The organism is Alteromonas sp. CyTr2, from assembly GCF_947311905.1.
Taxonomy (GTDB): domain Bacteria; phylum Pseudomonadota; class Gammaproteobacteria; order Enterobacterales; family Alteromonadaceae; genus Alteromonas; species Alteromonas macleodii.
Map to the genome: position 1 here is coordinate 93870 of NZ_CAMZMZ010000003.1, position 17857 is coordinate 111726.

The following is a 17857-nucleotide window of genomic DNA, read 5'->3' on the forward strand; positions in this document are numbered from 1 at the left end:
AAGAGCACTCAGCAAAAATAACCGTCCCTAAAACTGTCCCAAAGACCACTTAAAATTGACGCCGTAAATCTCATAATGTTACTAAATAACTATGGGATACGGATATGCCTCTACCTCGTTACAAGCAAATAAACACCGATGTCACGCCTTATTACCACTGCATTTCTCGCTGTGTGAGGCAATCTTACCTTTGTGGTCGCGATGCTCGCACTGGCATTAACTACGAGCATAGAAGGAAGTGGATTCAAGACAGGCTCCATAAGCTTTCTCAAGCTTTTGCCATCGACTTATGCGCCTACGCTGTTATGCACAATCACATTCATGTGGTCTTGCATATAGCAAAAGGCAGAGCTGAAGGCTGGACGATGGATGAGGTCTTGCTTCGGTGGAGGATGTTCTATAAATGCCCGCCCGTAGTGCAGCGATATTTAGAAAATTTTGATTCTGTAACGTTGGATGAGCTAGCAGAATTAAAATCACTATCTGTTATATATCGAGAGCGACTTCAAAGCATCAGCTGGTTTATGCGTATGCTCAATGAATATATTGCTCGAAGAGCTAACAAAGAAGATGAATGTAAGGGCTATTTCTGGGAAAGAAGGTTTAGGTCACAAGCTATACTCGATGAGAAAGCACTGGCCAGTGTAATGGCTTACGTCGATTTAAATCCCATTCGAGCAAAAATAGCGACGACGCTAAGCAACTCTCACCATACTAGTATCCAATATCGGTTGAATGCCAAATGCTCGAATAAAACGCCTAAGTTTTTGATGCCCTTTAGCGATAGTCACCACAAGAACACCGTGCCGTTGCCCTTCGCATTTACCGATTATTTGCAGCTTATCACTGATACGATGAATGCAGAGAGTAATAACGATACCTGCAAAGTCCCAAAGCTTCCCAACCGCTTGCTAAGTAAGCTTGGAATGACAAAAGAGAACTGGCAGCTAGTAACTAGTAATTTTGAAACACTTTTTACTGGGCCTGTCGGTTGCCCCGAGATGATGGAGAATTTCGCCAAATGCTGCCAAAGGGCATGTCGCCCAAACGTTGCAAATGCTCAAAGGTATCTGTCGTGAACCTCTAACACTATTGCAAAAGTACTTGGCTAAATACCGGCTTGGCGTGCAAGCACATCAACAATGTCCTGAGATTTCGTTAGGCGCCTTATGTCATTGAACAGAACTTCAGCTTCAGGGTATTGTCTTTTCAGATAGCCGCACCATTGCTTAATTCGGTTGGGGTAATATTTGCCCTTATCACCAAAAATTTCGTAGCCAGAGTACTGAATCAGCAAAGCAGCCAGTTCAGACCATGGCATAGGTGCTACACCCTCTTTAATACTCAGCGCCAAATTAGGCATTGCCAATGCACCTCGTCCAATCATAAGGTTGGTACACTCTGATTGGCTCTGACATCGCTTAGCGTCTTCAGCGTTCCAAATTTCACCATTTGCAACAAGTGGAATATCGGTGTGTTGCTTTATCTTCGCTATCCAGTCCCAATAAGCCGGTGGTTTATATCCCTCCGTTTTGGTCCGCGCATGAACAACGAGCTCAGAAGCGCCCGCTTCAGTGATAGCTATAGCATTCTCGATAGCTAAAGATTTGTCTTCAAAACCTAGTCTGATTTTGGCTGAAACTGGGATTTCTGCAGGAACAGCGTCCCTTACAGCTTTCACAATGTCATAAAGGGTTTGGGTTTCTTTCAACAAAACCGCCCCGCCCTTACTTTTATTAACTGTTTTGGCAGGGCAACCAAAATTTAGGTCAACACCAGGAGAGCCCAGCTCTATCGCTGTTTGTGCATTCTCTGCAAGCCACTGTGGATGTTGTCCTAATAATTGAACTCGGACAGGCACACCTGCCGGAGTTTTGCCGCCATTGTGAAGCTCAGGGCAAAGTCTATAAAACGTTTTCTTTGGTAACTTTTGATCGACCACTCTTACAAATTCAGTAACGCACTGATCGAAACCACCCACGCGAGTGAGCATATCTCTCATTAAGTGGTCGACAACGCCCTCCATAGGGGCAAGCATTACTTTCATTGCAAACGTCTCAGATTAATAGAACATAAAATTGGCGCGGGAGTTTAGCAAAAAGCACTTATATCAGCCAGGCTTTGATGCTTAGTTTTTCAACTTCTGTGACTGTCTATTTAAGGTGGTTTTAAATTGCAACTGTTTAAATTTAGTAAGTGTCTGTCCTCTAGACACTTTACTTCATGTGGGAGTGATGCAGGCTTCTAATTCTATACGAATAGAAAAACTTGTGTGTCTGTCCGTTTGTAGAGAAATTTTGATAGAAATTCGCACTTAGCCTATTTACGAGGCTGTAACTGGGTAGCGGCTTCCTTTTCTAAATTTTCAAGGCGAGTGAATACGCCCTTCTTTTGATTATCGGTGTATGTCCGCCAATTAATGATTTCTTCAATCGTACGTTTACACCCAATGCAAATGTCTTCTTCGGTTAATTTGCACAAGGCTACACAGGGGGAAATTAAGTTCATAAAGCTTCTGTTTTATCCAGACCGTCTTTTTTACTCTTTACTCGCGAAGCTGCGATAGCTGCCATTGTAGTTTCTGATAGCTCTTTATTGGACCACAAACAGACATGACAACCAAAGCGCGATTCAAGATATGAGGAAAACTCAGTGTCTGTCCCACAGTCATACCTCACTAAATTTTGCTTTTTACCGTCGTAAATAACCGCAGAATAAGTAAACACAAAGAGCCTCCTAAAAAAGAGGCTCAAATATACATCTAGACGTCTAAACGTTCAAGCGTCTAATTTAAATAATCGAGTGCAGCGCAAATTGCGGCCACCTGAGCATCATTGCAATTCTCGGGTGTCGCATTATCGCTATCGGGATAGACTTCTGTGGTTGTGACGTACTTAGCATCTGTCATACCTCCACAAAGGTACAACGACTTCTTGTCATAGCAAATTACACCTTCACTCACCACATCTGCACCTATAATCTTTCCGTTTTCATCGGCCGGTGCGATATGCGTTACTTTTTTCACAGCCTCAATAACTGCTTTTTGAAACTCTATTTGGGGGCTTGGAGTATTAGCAACCGTATAGAAACCATCTGGAATGTTCCAGTTATCATGGCTCACCCCATCCCGTGCAGCTAGTGCTGGTCTAAACTCACTATTGTCCGTGTCTGTCGTTTCGTGCAAATCAATATGAAGCGTAAGAGATAACGCTAAATCAGATACTAATTGCATAAGCTGAGCAGACTCAGGTGCAGGAGAATCACTGAAAAACGAGCGATTCGGATCTAATGCCATTGGGTTCCATCGATTTATCGACTCGTATCCCCAGGGACTTACACATGGCACCACAACTATATTTACTTGCTCCGCGTACTGAGCCAACTTGGTTTCAATAAATTGAAGCGCTCCTTGCACACCGCTGGTTTCGTAACCATGAACTCCGCCCGTAACGAGTGCAGACGGCTTTTCAGCGTCAAAACTCTTGGGAGTGACAACATATAGTGGGTAACGCGCTGTATCATAAGGAAGTGCGCCATACTGCTTTAACTCAAAGCCTTCAGGGATAATGTTGAAGAGTTTATTAAGTACTTCTTCCTGATAGCTTCTTTTCACAGTCTGCTGTGCTTTCCATTGGGCTTTTTCTTCTTCGCCCCACGGCTCACCAGGAGTTCCAATTGGATAATTCTGCATATAACACCTCTTTTGTATTTTTTAGATCATAACAGTTCAACAAGCTCACGTATCTATCACACAAAAGTTTCTTAAAGGGTTGTGACATGAGTTCTTTACGCATTGAACCTCTGAAAAGTACTTGCGCGAAGGTGTTGACGCCTCTTTTGTAAGAATTGCAAATTCCGATGAAAATGATCGGTGTATGTCTAGGTAGATGGTTTAAAGAGGGAAAGAAGAGTGTCTGTCCACTGAAGCTTTCTTAAGATGGCTTTGCATTTATTTGCTTACAGATTTAATTGCAGTGTCTGTCCACAAAGTTTTAAGCCAGAAACAAAAAAACCAGCCGAATGGCTGGTTTTTTCGATATGGCGTCCCCTAGGGGATTCGAACCCCTGTTACCGCCGTGAAAGGGCGGTGTCCTAGGCCTCTAGACGAAGGGGACTGAAATCTTCTTTCAAAAGCACCGCTTTCGAGATTTTCAGTAAGGCAAAGTGAGCTAGCGAACTGAGCGACTTTTCCTTACCGAAACTTTCAGTCAGAAGTTGAATAATCAACTCCAGCCTATTTCACAGTTTTAATCGACTGTGACGCGATAAAATGGCGTCCCCTAGGGGATTCGAACCCCTGTTACCGCCGTGAAAGGGCGGTGTCCTAGGCCTCTAGACGAAGGGGACTGAAAATTTTCTTTCGAAAGTAACGCTTTCGAGATTTTCAGTTAGGAAAAGTGAGTCAGCGAACTGAGCGACCTTACCCTACCGAAACTTTCAGTCAGAAGTTGAATAATCAACTCCAGCCTATTTCACAGTTTTAATCGACTGCGACGCGATAAAATGGCGTCCCCTAGGGGATTCGAACCCCTGTTACCGCCGTGAAAGGGCGGTGTCCTAGGCCTCTAGACGAAGGGGACTGAAAATCTTCTGTCGAAAGCACCGCTTTCGAGATTTTCAGTAAGGCGAAGTGAGCCAGCGAACTGAGCGACCTTTCCTTACCGAAACTTTCAGTCAGAAGTTGATTAATCAACTCCAGCCTATTTCACAGTTTTAATCGACTGTGACGCGATAAAATGGCGTCCCCTAGGGGATTCGAACCCCTGTTACCGCCGTGAAAGGGCGGTGTCCTAGGCCTCTAGACGAAGGGGACTGAATTCTTTCTTCGAAACTAAGTTTTCGAATTTTCAGTCCGAAGCTGCGTTAACAACTTCAGCCTATATCAAACCACATCTCAATGTGACTTGGTGGAGCCAGGCGGGATCGAACCGCCGACCTCCTGCATGCCATGCAGGCGCTCTCCCAGCTGAGCTATGGCCCCATCATGGTACCAGTCATTTTGTGTGACTGTTCCGTGACAGCGGGGCGCATTCTAGGCATCCCCCCCTGTCATGTCAACGCTTTTTTTATGAATTTTCTCTGTTTGCTATAAAAGTAAGCGCTTTGTCGATTCTCTCGCCAATTTTCTCTTTTGAGATAAGATTCAACGTGATATCTAACGACGGTGAATTACCACCACCTGTCACAGCTACACGTAGCGGCATACCTACTTTCCCCATGCCCACTTCCAATTCTTCGGCTGTACTATTTATAGCAGCCTGAATATTTTCTGGGTTCCACTCTTCAATTGCCATTAATTTATCTTTAGCAAGCTCTAATGGGCCGCGAGCTACTGGGCGAAGGTGTTTTTTTGCTGCGTTCGCATCAAAATCTTCATAGTCTTGATAAAAGTACGTAGAAATCTCAGCTAACTCTTTTAGCGTTTTTACTCTATCGGCCTGAATAGCAATTATAGATTCAAGCGCTGGGCCTGTCGTTAAATCAACATTCAACTCTTCAAAGTGCCATTTAGCGTGTGACGCAACTTCACTTGCTGGTAATGTCTTAATGTAGTGTTGATTCAACCAGATTAGCTTTTCTGTGTTAAATGCCGATGCAGATTGCCCAATGGCATCTAAACTGAATTTCTCAATCATTTCATCAACTGAGAAAATTTCTTGGTCGCCGTGAGACCACCCCAACCTAACAAGGTAATTAAGCACAGCTTGCGGTAGGAAACCATCATCGCGATATTGCATCACGCTTACAGCGCCATGACGCTTAGATAACTTCTTGCCGTCATCACCCAAAATCATAGAAACGTGAGCATATTCTGGAACAGGTGCACCAAGCGCTTCAAGAATATTGATTTGACGTGGCGTGTTATTAATATGGTCTTCACCACGAACTACGTGAGTAATACCCATGTCCCAATCATCAACAACTACACAGAAGTTATATGTAGGGGTACCGTCAGAGCGCTGAATAATAAGATCGTCTAGCTCAGTATTGCTAATCTCGATTTTTCCACGCACGTGATCATTTATCACCACTTTACCTTCTAGAGGGTTTTTGAAGCGGATAACAAAAGGCTGACCTTCTGGATGATCAGTTCTGTCTCTCCACGTACCTGGGTAGCGAGGCTTCTCACCACGTTCTTTTTGCGCTTCACGAATCGCATCTAACTCTTCAGAGCTCATAAAGCATTTATACGCTTTACCTTCATCCAAAAGCTGCTGAATAAGTTCTTTATATCTATCGAACCGCTCAGTCTGATAGATTGGCCCCGTATCCCACGTTAAACCTAACCATTGCATTCCGTCTAGAATGGCCTGCTTTGCTTCTTCAGTTGAACGCTCGATATCTGTATCTTCAATACGAAGAACAAACTCGCCGCCTTTGCTTTTAGCAAGAAGCCAAGAATAAAGCGCAGTTCGTGCGCCGCCAACGTGAAGATAGCCTGTTGGGCTGGGTGCAAATCGTGTAACAACCGACATGGTCACTCTCTATTGTTAATGTATTTCTAAAGTTGGGCGCATTCTACCAGTGTAAGCGCGACTTCAAAAGTAAGATAAGAATAGAAGGAAAAAGAAATCTTTTGAAGTAGTTTAGATGGTACGAAGAAAGTGAGCTATAAAGTGGACAGACACTTATTGTTGAAGCCCACTTTTTCAAAATTCATTTCTTGCTGAAGTGGACACACACTCAGATAAGTCCAACGATCAGAGAGTGACTGAACCGATAATAGATTCAAAAAAGTAAGTGGGTGTCCGAAAAGACCAGGTACTTTGAATAAGAAGATACTGCACGCACTTTATCAGGTTTACGTGAGTGTCTGTCCTTTCTCCTTCTCTCCTTTGTTTTTTCGTTGCGTGTTTTATAAGTAACTGTCCACTTGGTAATTCAATTGATACTTCAAGAATAAAGTAAGCACCACTTTTATTTGGTTAGTTTTACTAGCGTTAAGCTACGAAAAAATAAGTGGGTGTCCATTGTGCTCCATTGTGCGCTTGCACTTTGTCCTTGTTTGCCACTTCTTCTTTTAAAAAATGAGTGTGTGTCCATTGTGCGAAGCCCCATTGTGCGAGGCCAATTTAATTATATGTTTGTGGTAAATAAGTGACTGTCCACTTCAATTCCAGCCAACCTCTATTTCAACTCTTAGTAAGAAGCGAGTGTCTGTCCACCCAAGCTCCAGCTTTTTCGTGTAAACCCACGCTGCAGTTTTTGTCTATCGATGGATTAAAAACGCGATTAAAAACGCTGTTCTTTTCATCAATTTAGTTAAGATGCAGCCAGAGTGTCTAAAATTCGGGCACACAGTCATTTTTCTTTAATTTTATTGTTGACACTAACGGAACCGACTCTATAATACCGCCCCACTTGCTTAGGCAAGCTTTAAAGAAATATGGACGCTTAGCTCAGTTGGGAGAGCATCGCCCTTACAAGGCGAGGGTCACTGGTTCAAGCCCAGTAGCGTCCACCACTTCTTCACCGTGGTTAAATAGTGAAATCAAAAATATGGACGCTTAGCTCAGTTGGGAGAGCATCGCCCTTACAAGGCGAGGGTCACTGGTTCAAGCCCAGTAGCGTCCACCACATCCTCACCGTGGTTAAATAGTGAAATCAAAAATATGGACGCTTAGCTCAGTTGGGAGAGCATCGCCCTTACAAGGCGAGGGTCACTGGTTCAAGCCCAGTAGCGTCCACCACTTCCTCACCGTGGTTAAACAGTGAAATCAAAAATACGGACGCTTAGCTCAGTTGGGAGAGCATCGCCCTTACAAGGCGAGGGTCACTGGTTCAAGCCCAGTAGCGTCCACCATCCCTCTCAATATATCAATCTTTACAAACACAACAATCTAACTATGTCTTAGTCGTTGTCACGTTAAAGCATTTTGGCTACTCCTACACCAAATCCAGCAATCATTATCAATAACCAGTACTGAAATTCAGCTACGAGCAGCTTCCATTATGCGATAGTCTCCATAAAGAACTATACTTAAGGTGTACTTACCGTGATATGGTAAGAAAAATAAGGGTTCTCATGTTTCAGAGGCTACTAATTGATGAAACTACACTTAGCTAGAAATACTAAGTTGTTAATTGCTGAAAACCAGGTGCTGGCGAAAAGCCATATGCACTATGCACTTGAGCAGTTAGGTTTCAAGAACATGAACTATGTTGATAGGCCCTCTCATGCCCTTTCCGCACTGCAAGAACATGATTATGACGCCATTATCTGCTCTTATAATTTGCGCTCTGAACAAGGCGGTTATTTTTTACTTGAGCAACTAAACGAAACTCAATCACTACCCCTCACCAGCGCATTCATCTTCACCAGTGCAGATACCTCAGCAGAAGTCGTACACGCCATCATAGAGTTACAGCCGGATGAGTTTATCGCTAAGCCCTTTTCGGTTAACGAGTTAGACAGGCGACTTTCCAGGGTTTTATCAAGGAAAAAAGCGCTAAAGAATATCTATTCATTCATGGATAAAAAGGACTACGAAAAAGCCCTGGCCGAGGTTGAGTTCTTTCTATTGCAGCCTGAGCAAGCCGAACACTTTCCGCTAGCGATGAAGATTAAAGGCGATTTGTTGATTATCACAGAAAGGTTTCAAGAAGCCGTAGCCTTCTTTGAATCGATAATTAACGTTCAAGATTTTAGCTGGGCAAAAATGGGGATCGCGAAGAGTCTGTTGGCGCTCAATGAATTGGACGATGCCGAAAGAGAAGTTATCCAGTTAGCAATGCGACCTGACTCTGCGCTTGAGGCCTATGACTTACTCGCCAAACTACAAATTAAGCAGTCAGCTTTTGACGACGCGCTGGAGTGTACATCGCTGGCGTGCAATATCTCACCTCAAAACATTGCTAGACATAAGTTAGCGATAAATTTGGCGCGGATCACCCATGATTACGAAAGTCAGTTTAACAGCGCTAAAAAGGTGGTCCGCTACGCGAAAGACTCTATCCATGACAAGCCAGATATTTATTTAACTGCCGCAAGAGCGGGCGTTGATTTTGCTATGACATCTGAGCCCGAACACGTAAACAACATAGTTAAACAAACTAATGAGTATTTGCGACAGTTGAAAAAGGCTCACCCGAAAGCAGCCTTAAACGATGAGCTGACGGTGATTGACGCGCGTCTTCATTATTTGAAAGACGACACAGTGAAAGCACAAATGCTGTTGTCAGATTTTCACACAGATCATGCCCAACACCACTCCACAGAAGCCTTGCTTGATAGAGCCAAAGCCCTTCATGAAGTAGGAATGAAGAAAGAGTCCCTTGCGATCTTAGACGCCATTTCATCAAGGCAGGATGAGGAGAACGATGAATTAAACCTCATGGCCACCTACTTAAAACAAGAGAAAGAAGAAAAAGAGGCGATTACGCTAAGCCCTAAAATACTTAACAACACCGCCGTTGCGCAGTATAAACGAGGTAATTTAGAACAGTCTTACACAACATTTGCTCAAGCGTTCCGCGTTATGCCTAAAAATCCCTCTATTGCGCTTAACTACCTTCAAGCAATAGTAAGGGCCCGAAAAGCTAACGCGCCTATGCTTCCCGACACCCTTTCGGCCATCAAAAAATGCAGAGAAACACTCGAGTCGGCAGCTTTGTCAGAAGATCAGTATTCTCGCTACGAGAACGTGAAAAGCATTCTAAAGAGCGAATGATAACGTCAGTTATTCCCCTCGCCCTTCTTATACCAATACGCTTACTTAATTAGAGTAGACGACTACTGTCTCGTGATAGAGTTTGTCTTTATACTCGAGCTCGTGACTAAACGTCATTCCTAGCTTTTTCATAATATTGATAGACGCACTATTTTGCGGGTTAGCAATAGCAGAGAATTTTTCAACACCTATATCATACAGCGCTTCTTTAACAGACTCCGCAGCCTCTGTTGCGTAGCCCTTGCCCCACGTATGGCGCTTAAAACGCCACCCTAGTTCCATATTGTCACTTTCGGGGTGTTGAGTAAAAAAGCCAAAGGGGCGAACTAAAATCCAACCAATGCTTTCCTTTTCGACTAGCGTTTCCACGCGCCACAGTCCCCACCCTAGAGCTGGATTGGAATAGGCTTGGAAACGAGGAACAAAGATTTCCCGAATATCTTCCTTAGAAGACTTCTTGCCACCGTTGATATATTTCATGACAAGCTCATCTTGATCGAGCTCCCATAAAAAGTCTGCGTCTTGTTCGGTGATATAGTGGTAGGAAAGACGCGCACTGTCCTTGATATGCATATACTTCCTTTATCGTTATTATTTTTAATATACTTACACCGCTGTAATATAGCTCATTTTTACAACAAACCAAACTTATTCGATGTATTTATTTTGCCTACATTTTCCTTTAACGTAGAGCCAATTAACTAGCCTCCCAGCATGGCAAGGTGCTTGGTTGCCCCTGTTTTACCTTCATGCAAATAGTGTGTTTCGTGTTTTTGACCCAGCACATCTTGTAAAAAAGCGACCACTTCATCCACATTTCCAGTGGCAAGAAGATGTCTCATGTCTATCCCATTTTCACTAAACAAGCATAGGTGAAGCTTTCCTGGGGCAGAAACACGTAGTCGATTACAAGTTTTACAAAAATCTTTGCTGTAAGGCATGATTAAGCCAATTTTACCGGCATAGTCAGGGTGGTAAAACTCTTGCGCTGGCCCCGCATCTTTTCTACGCAACAAGGGCTGCCAGCCCATGTCTAACAACGAACTTTTTAGCGGCGTACCACTTTGATGTTGCTTATTGAAAAACTGATTTAAGTCGCCTGTCTCCATTAGCTCTATAAACCGGAGCGTTACTGGCATATCTTTTAGCCAAGCAAGAAACCTATGTAGACGGCTATCTGAAAAATCGTTGAGTAAGACAGAGTTCACTTTCACGTCTAAGCCGGCATCAATCGCTGCGTCTAACCCTCGAAGTACAGCTTTAAGCTTGTCTTGTCCTGTTATAGCGGCAAACTGACGGGGATCTAAACTGTCAATACTTACATTTACTTGGTGTAACCCTGCTACTTTCCACTGATGCGCAAACTTTTCCATTCGCGCTCCGTGTGTTGTCATCGCTACACGTTCGATACCAGGCGTATTACTTGTTAGCTGTAAAATATCAAGAAAGTCTCTTCGCAGCGTTGGTTCGCCGCCTGTTAGGCGCACTTTCGACGTACCTAGCTTAGCGAACGCTTTGAGCAAGGTATCAATCTCGTTTAGCGTCATAAACTGATCGCTCGTCGGGCCTTCATATCCGTCTGGCAAACAGTACTGACAACGAAAGTTGCACGCTTCGGTCACTGACAAACGTAAATAATGAAACTGTCTACCGAAACTATCTTCTAACAAACTAACTCCTTAATCCTGTGCTGCTTAGTCATTCAATTCACGACTTTCTCAATCTAACATAAGCCAGTAAAACATTGAGTAAATAACAAGGTAACTAAATTAAACTACCTCTAGTGTACGCGCGGTGAAACCAAAATTAAACACATTCATCGCTATAAATAAGACCATTTTAATCTCTAGCCTATTTCAAAACGTACTTCAAAAAGCGAAAATCGCCCTACACGAGCAGGTTAGCTCAATATCTATTACAACGTTTACGAAAAGCGATTTTTTGAATCAGCGCGTTCCTAACACTGTAAACACAATAATAAAGCACACTATAAAATGAGAAAAAACCGTTTTCCTACCAATGTCGACGAACCTGTTAAATGGCACGTTCTCTCACAGCTTTGGCCTTATCTCCTAGAGTTCAAGCACCGTGTATTTCTTGCTCTACTGTGCCTAGTAGCAGCAAAGCTTGCCAGCATCGGCCTACCCTATGTATTGAAATACACCGTCGATAGCTTAAATGGCGACCTAACCACGCTTGCATTAGCGGTACCTATCAGCCTTATCGTTGCCTACGGAACACTGCGTTTACTGAATGTTTTGCTCGGCGAAGTACGCGACACGCTATTTGGTCGGGTTACAGAGCGTGCCATGCGCCGCCTTGGACTAAAAGTCTTCAAACATTTGCACAACTTAGACTTGGGCTTTCATTTAAATCGACGCACAGGCGGATTGTCACGAGATATAGAGCGCGGTACCAACGGCGTAAGCTTCCTCATGCGTTTTATGGTGTTTAATATTGTTCCTACCCTGTTAGAGATCACTCTTGTTGTAGGCTTACTCTTGTTTCAGTTTGGCGTATCTTTCGCGTTAATTATTGTAGTTAGCGTGGTGGCTTACATTGGCTTTTCGATGAAAGCCACGGATTGGCGCACTCGCTTTGTTACTCAGATGAATGAAGCAGACTCGACCACCAATTCTAGGGCGGTAGACAGCCTGCTAAATTTTGAAACCGTTAAATACTTTAACAACGAATCCTTTGAAGCCAATCGCTACGACACGGATTTAGCTGCATGGGAAAAGGCACGAAGAAAAAACCGCTTGTCACTATTTGCATTGAATGGCGGCCAAGCTGCCATTATCGCTATCGCCATGACATCTATGATGGCAAACGCTGCCTTTGGCGTCATGAATGGCGAGATGACCATAGGTGACTTTGTATTGATAAACGCCTTCACCATGCAAATTTTTATGCCCTTAAACTTCTTGGGGTTTGTGTACCGTGAAATTCGAGGGAGCCTTGCGAATATCGATAAACTGTTTGACCTTCTCGCCCAAACTCCGGCCATAAAAGATGCCCACGACGCTACGGAATTAACCTGTGCGAACCCCGCACTGCGATTTAACAATGTCCATTTTGCATATACTGAGAAACGACAAATACTTAACGGCTTAAGCTTTGATGTACCGCCAGGCTCAAAAGTAGCGGTAGTGGGTGAAAGCGGCGCGGGAAAATCAACGCTGATGAAACTACTCTTTCGGTTTTATGAGCCTCAACAGGGCGACATCACGATAAATGGAAAAGACATCACATCGGTTACGCAACAAAGTCTGCGTTCACATATCGGCATTGTCCCTCAGGATACGGTGCTGTTTAACACTACCTTGCTGGAGAACATTCGCTACGGTAACCCTGACGCCAGCGATGAAGACATTAAGCAAGTTATCAAACTCGCGCATCTTGAAGCATTTGTAGAAAGCCTACCTGAAAAGCTAGACACAACGGTAGGTGAGCGAGGCCTAAAACTTTCTGGTGGCGAAAAGCAGCGCGTTTCTATCGCAAGGGCCTTACTTAAAGGCGCGCCAATCATGATTTTTGATGAAGCCACCAGCTCGTTAGACAGCACGTCAGAACGTGCGATATTAGCGGCCCTTCGCGACGCTGCAAAGGGACACACCAGCTTAGTCATCGCCCATAGACTGTCCACAATTGTTGATGCCGACAAGATCCTTGTACTTAAAAACGGTACCATTGTAGAGGAAGGGACACACACTTATTTGCTTGAGCAAGGTGGTGAATACGCAGCACTATGGCAAGCACAACAACGTGAAGATGAAGACCTCAACGAAAATCCCAAGACAAAAGGTAATCAGTAAATGGACCCAACGCTTATTAAAGCCGCTATTAACCAAGTGATGCCCTTTGGCAAATACGCTGGAAGACGCCTATTTCATTTACCTGAACCCTATTTGGTCTGGTTTCACAAGCAAGGCTTTCCAGAAAACAAGCTTGGTGAACAGCTCGCTTTAATGTATGAAATTAAGCTAAACGGCTTAGAGTCTGTTGTAGAACCGCTATTAAATGATGACTAGCAATCACAAGGGGACTCACCGTCCCCTAATGGCAAAATGAGTAAACTCTAACCACACGAAGATTTATGTTAGCAAGACCCAGAAAGCAACGTCGAAGTGACGTAAACGAACGCATCAAAAAAATACATAATGCCATTGCCGAAAAACTGATGTTGCAACCAGAACTATTCGAAGAAGTCGAAAAAACATTAGAAACCCGTTATCACAACAAAATGATGCGCTATGGAAGCTACCTCCTTTGGAAAGGAATAATTGAGGCTCGCCATCAACCAGACGTATTTAAGGCGCTTCTTTTGGCTGACGACGAGCGCACAGCCAACTTAAGAAGAGAAACCATCTTCGTCGGTATTTTAAGTGAAGATGAACGAGCCGCTATTTTTGCAGGTTAACCAATTGCTAGTTTAGCTTCTGGGTATTTAATGCGGCTTATTCGAGGGCTGGCAATAAAATAAGCCAATGTCAAAGGCCCTAATCTACCCGCGTACATCAGTAAGATAATGATCCACTCACCACTGTTTGACAGCTCGCCAGTTAGCCCTCTGGAAAGACCCACGGTCCCAAGAGCAGAAACCGCTTCGAACACGATATCCAAAAAGTCAGCTTTTTCTGACATTAATAAAAGAAAAATAGCTATCCACGTAATACCTATGGAAATCATCGTAAGCGCTAGCGCTTTGCTGATAGTGTCATTTGAAATTGTTCTGCCAAAGAGTCGTGGCGCAGCTCCCCGCTGAATATAGTTGTATGCGGCAATGATCAAAACGATGAAAGTCATCAGTTTTATACCGCTTGCGGTACTCATTGAGCCCCCGCCGATAAACATTAGCAACAACATTAATGCTGTCGTTGGATCTTCTAACGACGCTATATCCAGCGTATTAAATCCGGCAGTTCTTGGAGTAACAGCTTGAAACCATGATGCCCATAATGCGCTTTGAGTATCGAGGTTCGCCAAGGTTGCAGGATTATCACTTTCAATAACAAAGATAAGCAAAAAGGCGGTTACATTGACAATTAGCGTACCCAATATCATTGTCTTGGCATACACAGAGATACGTTGCCATCTGCGCTTTTTATGAAGCTCTATCCAAACGGAAAACCCGAGACCACCAATAATAAATAATGCAGAAATAGTGATGTTGATAATCGGGTCTCCCACATAGGCGGAAAGACTATCCCCACTAAGTGCAAATCCTGCGTTGTTGAACGCAGAGATGGTGTAAAAAAACGCGTGAAATAACGCTTCACTTACTCCTTTTTCCTGCATCCAGTAGGCCGACAGAATACAAAAACCCACAAACTCAACGAAGAATGCAAAAATCAGTACCGACTTTGCTGTAGATACAAGCGTTGATAAATCTGTTTGATTAAACGCCTCCTTCACTGCCGATTGCTGCAAGAAACTTATTTTACTTCCTAAGGCAATGAGCGTGACGATGGCAAACGTCATCAACCCTAAGCCCCCCAGCTGAATTAAAACCGCAATCACCGCTTGTCCAGCAGTTGTAAAAACAGATCCGGTATCGACTACCACAAGACCCGTTACTGTCACCGCCGATGTGGAAGTAAATAGGCTTTGGATCCACGAGATGGGCTCATGAGTCATCATTGGTAATTTTAAGATAACGGTGCCTAAGAAAATCACCGCCACAAAGCTTAGGGAGAGAATAAGAGGCGGCCCTACCTGAATTTTATTGATACCTTTAGGCGAGCGCTCTATCGGTCTGTAGCCAGGATCCCATCTGTTCATTGTGCTAGCCTGGGCGCTATTTTAACAAGGTTCTCTCTATGGCCGCAGAGAATAACGGTATCTTTCGAAGTAACTTCAAAGTCTAATGATGGATTATGATGTAGCTGGTGACCTCGCTTAACTAACAAACAAGAGACTTGCCCCTTACCGACGGACAGCACGTCTTTTAAGCGCTGTGAAGAAAAGTGATCAGACAAAATGACATCAACGATATAAACGCCGTGCCCTATACCCAAGTAGTCATTAACCATTGGGTAGTTAAGCGCTTGCGCCACCCTTGCTCCCATCTCTTCTTCAGGATGAATAATTTTCGACACACCCAGCTTGGATAAAATAGCGTGGTGAGCAGAGCTATTAGCTTTCACCCAAATATTGGCTACGCCCAAGTTTTTTAGTGCCAACGTACACAGTAAGCTAGCTTGCATATCCTCGCCAATAGCAACAAGCACGGCTTCGCTCTGACACAAGTTTAATTCCTTGAGTGCACGCTCATCACTGGCATCACACACAACGCACTGTGTAAACTCACCTGCATACTGTTCAACCAGCTTTTCACTTTGGTCAATTCCTGTAACGGTGTGTCCCATATGAATTAACTCTAAACTGGCCGTTAAGCCAAACTTGCCAAGCCCAATTACACTAAAGTGCGACATTAATTAGCCTCCGGTTTATCAACCACTATTCGGTAGCCTTGTTTAGGCATTGTCTCTATTAAATCTTTCTCGAACGGATCTATCTTCTTTCTTAGCTGTCTTACAAGAACGCGGATGTAGTGGGTATCTTCACTGTGATGCAGACCCCATATTCTTCTTAACAATTCTTGCTGACTAACAAACGCCCCAGGCTGTTTTGTGAGCTCGTCAAGAAGCTGAACTTCTTTTGGGGCCAGCGCGATAACTTCGCCTTCAACGAGCAGCCGTCGCTCGGTAATATCCAATGCTATCTTGCCAATCTGTCGTGTGGGCGTTGTGGGCTCAACCACAGGATTGAAGTCTCTTAGCAGTACTTTCACCCGGGTGACAAGCTCTCTGATCCCAAAAGGCTTGCTAACATAGTCATTGGCCCCCCGGGACAACAAGTCGACTTTGTCTAACTCCTGATCTCTTGCAGACAACACGAGCACTGGCAGGCGACTAGATTCTCTTATGCGTTTAAGTACTTCACTCCCCTCACCATCAGGTAACCCTAAATCGAGTATGACAAGGTCAGGACGGTGCTGATTAAACAATGACAGAGCTTCTCGAACCGAAGCAGCTTCAACACAAAGGTAGCCTTCTGCACCTAGCGCAATGCTCAGCATCTGACGAATATTCGCATCATCTTCAACAAGTAGAATGGTGTGGCTCATTGCGCTAATCCCTTTTTGGAATTGTAATACTGACGAGAAGGCCTGGTGTGGTATTCGACAGCTTGATAGCACCACTATGGGCGTGAACTATACCTGCTGCTACGCTTAGCCCTAAGCCAATGCCGCCTTTTCCACTATCGCTGCGACGACTGGTTTGAAAAAGCTGTATTGGCGCTTGTAGCTGTTCATCGCTGATCCCTTCGCCTTTATCGGCTATTTGAAACTTAAACTCTCCATCAGAGTGGCTAACCATCAGCAATACACTGTCATCGCTGAATTTAAGGGCATTATCAATTACGTTAAATAAAGCTTGTTCAAACAGTGATTCAGACACAGTTATACCGCGACTGTCACTGTTGTTGATCACTTTTAGTCGTCCACTGTTAATACGACTTTCAAGGTTAGCTAAAAAGGCAGTCAGGTTTACATGGGTTAAATTTAGCGCTAACGCGTTATGCTCAATTCGTGTGGCTTGAAGCAGGTTCTCAACGTAAACATAAAGGCGTTTACCTTCATCGTGAACCCCTTTTAACAGTGCCTGTCTCTCAATGTCATCAAGCTTGTCTTGATATGTCATATAGGTTTCAACAGAACCGATAATGGTAGAGAGCGGCGTACGCAAATCGTGGGACACAGATCGCAGGACACTAGATTGTGTTTTAACAACCTGTAGTGCATGTTGTTGAGAATTAACGTAGACAGCAAGCTCGCTAATGAGGATGGCTACAATGATGAAAACGACAAAATTTATGCTGTCTTCAACTTCTGCAATTTGAAATGAGTGCAAAGGCTCGGTGAAAAAATAATTAAAGCTCAGTGCTCCGGCTACCCCTGCAAGCAAGCCGTAAAACCTTGAGGTCGTTAACGCCACAATGGCACACGCAAGCTGTAGAATGAGCAAAATACCGCCAAGCGGCAGTAACCAGTTGCTAAGTGCTAAACACCCTAAAATAGCCACAGCCATAATAAAGAGTGTATAGAAACCGTGTTTAAATTGGGTCATAGGTCAATCGTGTTTACTTCAACACAATGAGCATATCAACCTAACCTCAAATAT

At 43.9% G+C, this 17857-nt stretch carries 16 protein-coding genes and 9 tRNA genes; 9 read left to right on the forward strand and 16 right to left on the reverse strand.

Features of this window, described 5'->3' with window-relative positions:
• The first annotated feature begins 104 nt into the window (after positions 1-104).
• Positions 105-1079: a transposase gene (locus QME20_RS03005; protein WP_281715431.1), complete on the forward strand. Its 975-nt coding sequence runs from the start codon at positions 105-107 to the stop codon at positions 1077-1079.
• A gap of 29 nt (positions 1080-1108) precedes the next feature.
• On the opposite strand, the gene QME20_RS03010 is transcribed toward QME20_RS03005, so the two are convergent.
• From QME20_RS03010 to gltX, 10 genes are all read right to left on the reverse strand, one after another.
• A complete protein-coding gene (locus QME20_RS03010) occupies positions 1109-2047 on the reverse strand; it encodes a tRNA-dihydrouridine synthase (RefSeq protein ID WP_281715432.1) in 939 nt (312 codons plus the stop codon).
• Between the two features lie 272 nt (positions 2048-2319).
• Positions 2320-2508, reverse strand: coding sequence for a DUF1289 domain-containing protein (locus tag QME20_RS03015; protein WP_281715433.1), 189 nt, complete (start codon positions 2506-2508; stop codon positions 2320-2322).
• Positions 2505-2726, reverse strand: a complete 222-nt coding sequence (locus QME20_RS03020) for a hypothetical protein (protein WP_049586856.1) — start codon at positions 2724-2726, stop codon at positions 2505-2507. Before QME20_RS03020 ends, QME20_RS03015 begins: the two co-directional genes overlap by 4 nt.
• 59 nt (positions 2727-2785) lie before the next feature.
• Positions 2786-3691 (reverse strand): M14 family metallocarboxypeptidase, encoded by a 906-nt coding sequence (locus QME20_RS03025; protein WP_281715434.1) that lies wholly within the window; start codon positions 3689-3691, stop codon positions 2786-2788.
• Between the two features lie 348 nt (positions 3692-4039).
• Positions 4040-4115: transfer RNA gene (locus tag QME20_RS03030), tRNA-Glu, on the reverse strand.
• 156 nt (positions 4116-4271) lie between these two features.
• Positions 4272-4347: transfer RNA gene (locus tag QME20_RS03035), tRNA-Glu, on the reverse strand.
• Between the two features lie 157 nt (positions 4348-4504).
• Positions 4505-4580, reverse strand: a tRNA-Glu gene (locus tag QME20_RS03040).
• Between the two features lie 157 nt (positions 4581-4737).
• A tRNA-Glu gene (locus QME20_RS03045) sits at positions 4738-4813 on the reverse strand.
• 92 nt (positions 4814-4905) lie between these two features.
• Positions 4906-4981: transfer RNA gene (locus tag QME20_RS03050), tRNA-Ala, on the reverse strand.
• Between the two features lie 85 nt (positions 4982-5066).
• The gene (gltX, locus tag QME20_RS03055) at positions 5067-6476 is read right to left on the reverse strand and encodes a glutamate--tRNA ligase (RefSeq protein ID WP_014948924.1); all 1410 of its coding nucleotides are present in this window, start codon (positions 6474-6476) and stop codon (positions 5067-5069) included.
• Between the two features lie 913 nt (positions 6477-7389).
• Between gltX and QME20_RS03060 the strand changes: the two genes are divergently transcribed.
• The 5 genes from QME20_RS03060 (at position 7390) to QME20_RS03080 (ending at position 9671) form a co-directional block, all read left to right on the forward strand.
• Positions 7390-7465 (forward strand) — tRNA-Val (locus tag QME20_RS03060).
• Positions 7466-7502: 37 nt separating this feature from the next.
• A tRNA-Val gene (locus tag QME20_RS03065) sits at positions 7503-7578 on the forward strand.
• A 37-nt stretch (positions 7579-7615) separates the two neighbouring features.
• Positions 7616-7691 (forward strand) — tRNA-Val (locus QME20_RS03070).
• A 37-nt stretch (positions 7692-7728) separates the two neighbouring features.
• Positions 7729-7804 (forward strand) — tRNA-Val (locus QME20_RS03075).
• Positions 7805-8048: 244 nt separating this feature from the next.
• Positions 8049-9671 carry a response regulator gene (locus QME20_RS03080; RefSeq protein WP_281715435.1) on the forward strand — a complete coding sequence of 541 codons (1623 nt, stop codon included), beginning with the start codon at positions 8049-8051 and terminating at the stop codon, positions 9669-9671.
• Between the two features lie 45 nt (positions 9672-9716).
• On the opposite strand, the gene QME20_RS03085 is transcribed toward QME20_RS03080, so the two are convergent.
• Together QME20_RS03085 and moaA are read right to left on the reverse strand one after the other, a co-directional pair.
• Positions 9717-10244 (reverse strand): GNAT family N-acetyltransferase, encoded by a 528-nt coding sequence (locus tag QME20_RS03085; RefSeq protein WP_014948922.1) that lies wholly within the window; start codon positions 10242-10244, stop codon positions 9717-9719.
• A 128-nt stretch (positions 10245-10372) separates the two neighbouring features.
• A complete protein-coding gene (gene moaA / locus QME20_RS03090) occupies positions 10373-11341 on the reverse strand; it encodes a GTP 3',8-cyclase MoaA (RefSeq protein ID WP_049585912.1) in 969 nt (322 codons plus the stop codon).
• A gap of 324 nt (positions 11342-11665) precedes the next feature.
• Between moaA and QME20_RS03095 the strand changes: the two genes are divergently transcribed.
• The 3 genes from QME20_RS03095 (at position 11666) to QME20_RS03105 (ending at position 14091) form a co-directional block, all read left to right on the forward strand.
• Entirely contained in the window at positions 11666-13486 is a 1821-nt protein-coding gene (locus QME20_RS03095) for an ABC transporter ATP-binding protein/permease (protein WP_281715436.1), read from the forward strand.
• On the forward strand, positions 13487-13702 hold the full coding sequence (locus tag QME20_RS03100; protein ID WP_014948919.1) for a DUF3820 family protein: 216 nt from the start codon (positions 13487-13489) through the stop codon (positions 13700-13702).
• A 65-nt stretch (positions 13703-13767) separates the two neighbouring features.
• The gene (locus QME20_RS03105) at positions 13768-14091 is read left to right on the forward strand and encodes a hypothetical protein (RefSeq protein WP_281715437.1); all 324 of its coding nucleotides are present in this window, start codon (positions 13768-13770) and stop codon (positions 14089-14091) included.
• Here QME20_RS03105 and QME20_RS03110 read toward each other — a convergent pair.
• Genes QME20_RS03110 through QME20_RS03125 form a run of 4 tightly spaced genes read right to left on the reverse strand, consistent with a single transcriptional unit; the run spans position 14088 to position 17803 of the window.
• The gene (locus QME20_RS03110) at positions 14088-15452 is read right to left on the reverse strand and encodes a TrkH family potassium uptake protein (protein ID WP_239259135.1); all 1365 of its coding nucleotides are present in this window, start codon (positions 15450-15452) and stop codon (positions 14088-14090) included. The two genes, QME20_RS03105 and QME20_RS03110, sit on opposite strands and share 4 nt — an antisense overlap.
• Positions 15449-16105 (reverse strand): TrkA family potassium uptake protein, encoded by a 657-nt coding sequence (locus QME20_RS03115; protein ID WP_014948916.1) that lies wholly within the window; start codon positions 16103-16105, stop codon positions 15449-15451. The genes QME20_RS03110 and QME20_RS03115 overlap by 4 nt, the downstream gene beginning before the upstream one ends.
• Positions 16105-16800, reverse strand: a complete 696-nt coding sequence (locus QME20_RS03120) for a response regulator transcription factor (protein ID WP_239259133.1) — start codon at positions 16798-16800, stop codon at positions 16105-16107. Before QME20_RS03120 ends, QME20_RS03115 begins: the two co-directional genes overlap by 1 nt.
• 4 nt (positions 16801-16804) lie before the next feature.
• On the reverse strand, positions 16805-17803 hold the full coding sequence (locus tag QME20_RS03125; protein ID WP_156078139.1) for a DUF4118 domain-containing protein: 999 nt from the start codon (positions 17801-17803) through the stop codon (positions 16805-16807).
• Positions 17804-17857: the final 54 nt, after the last annotated feature.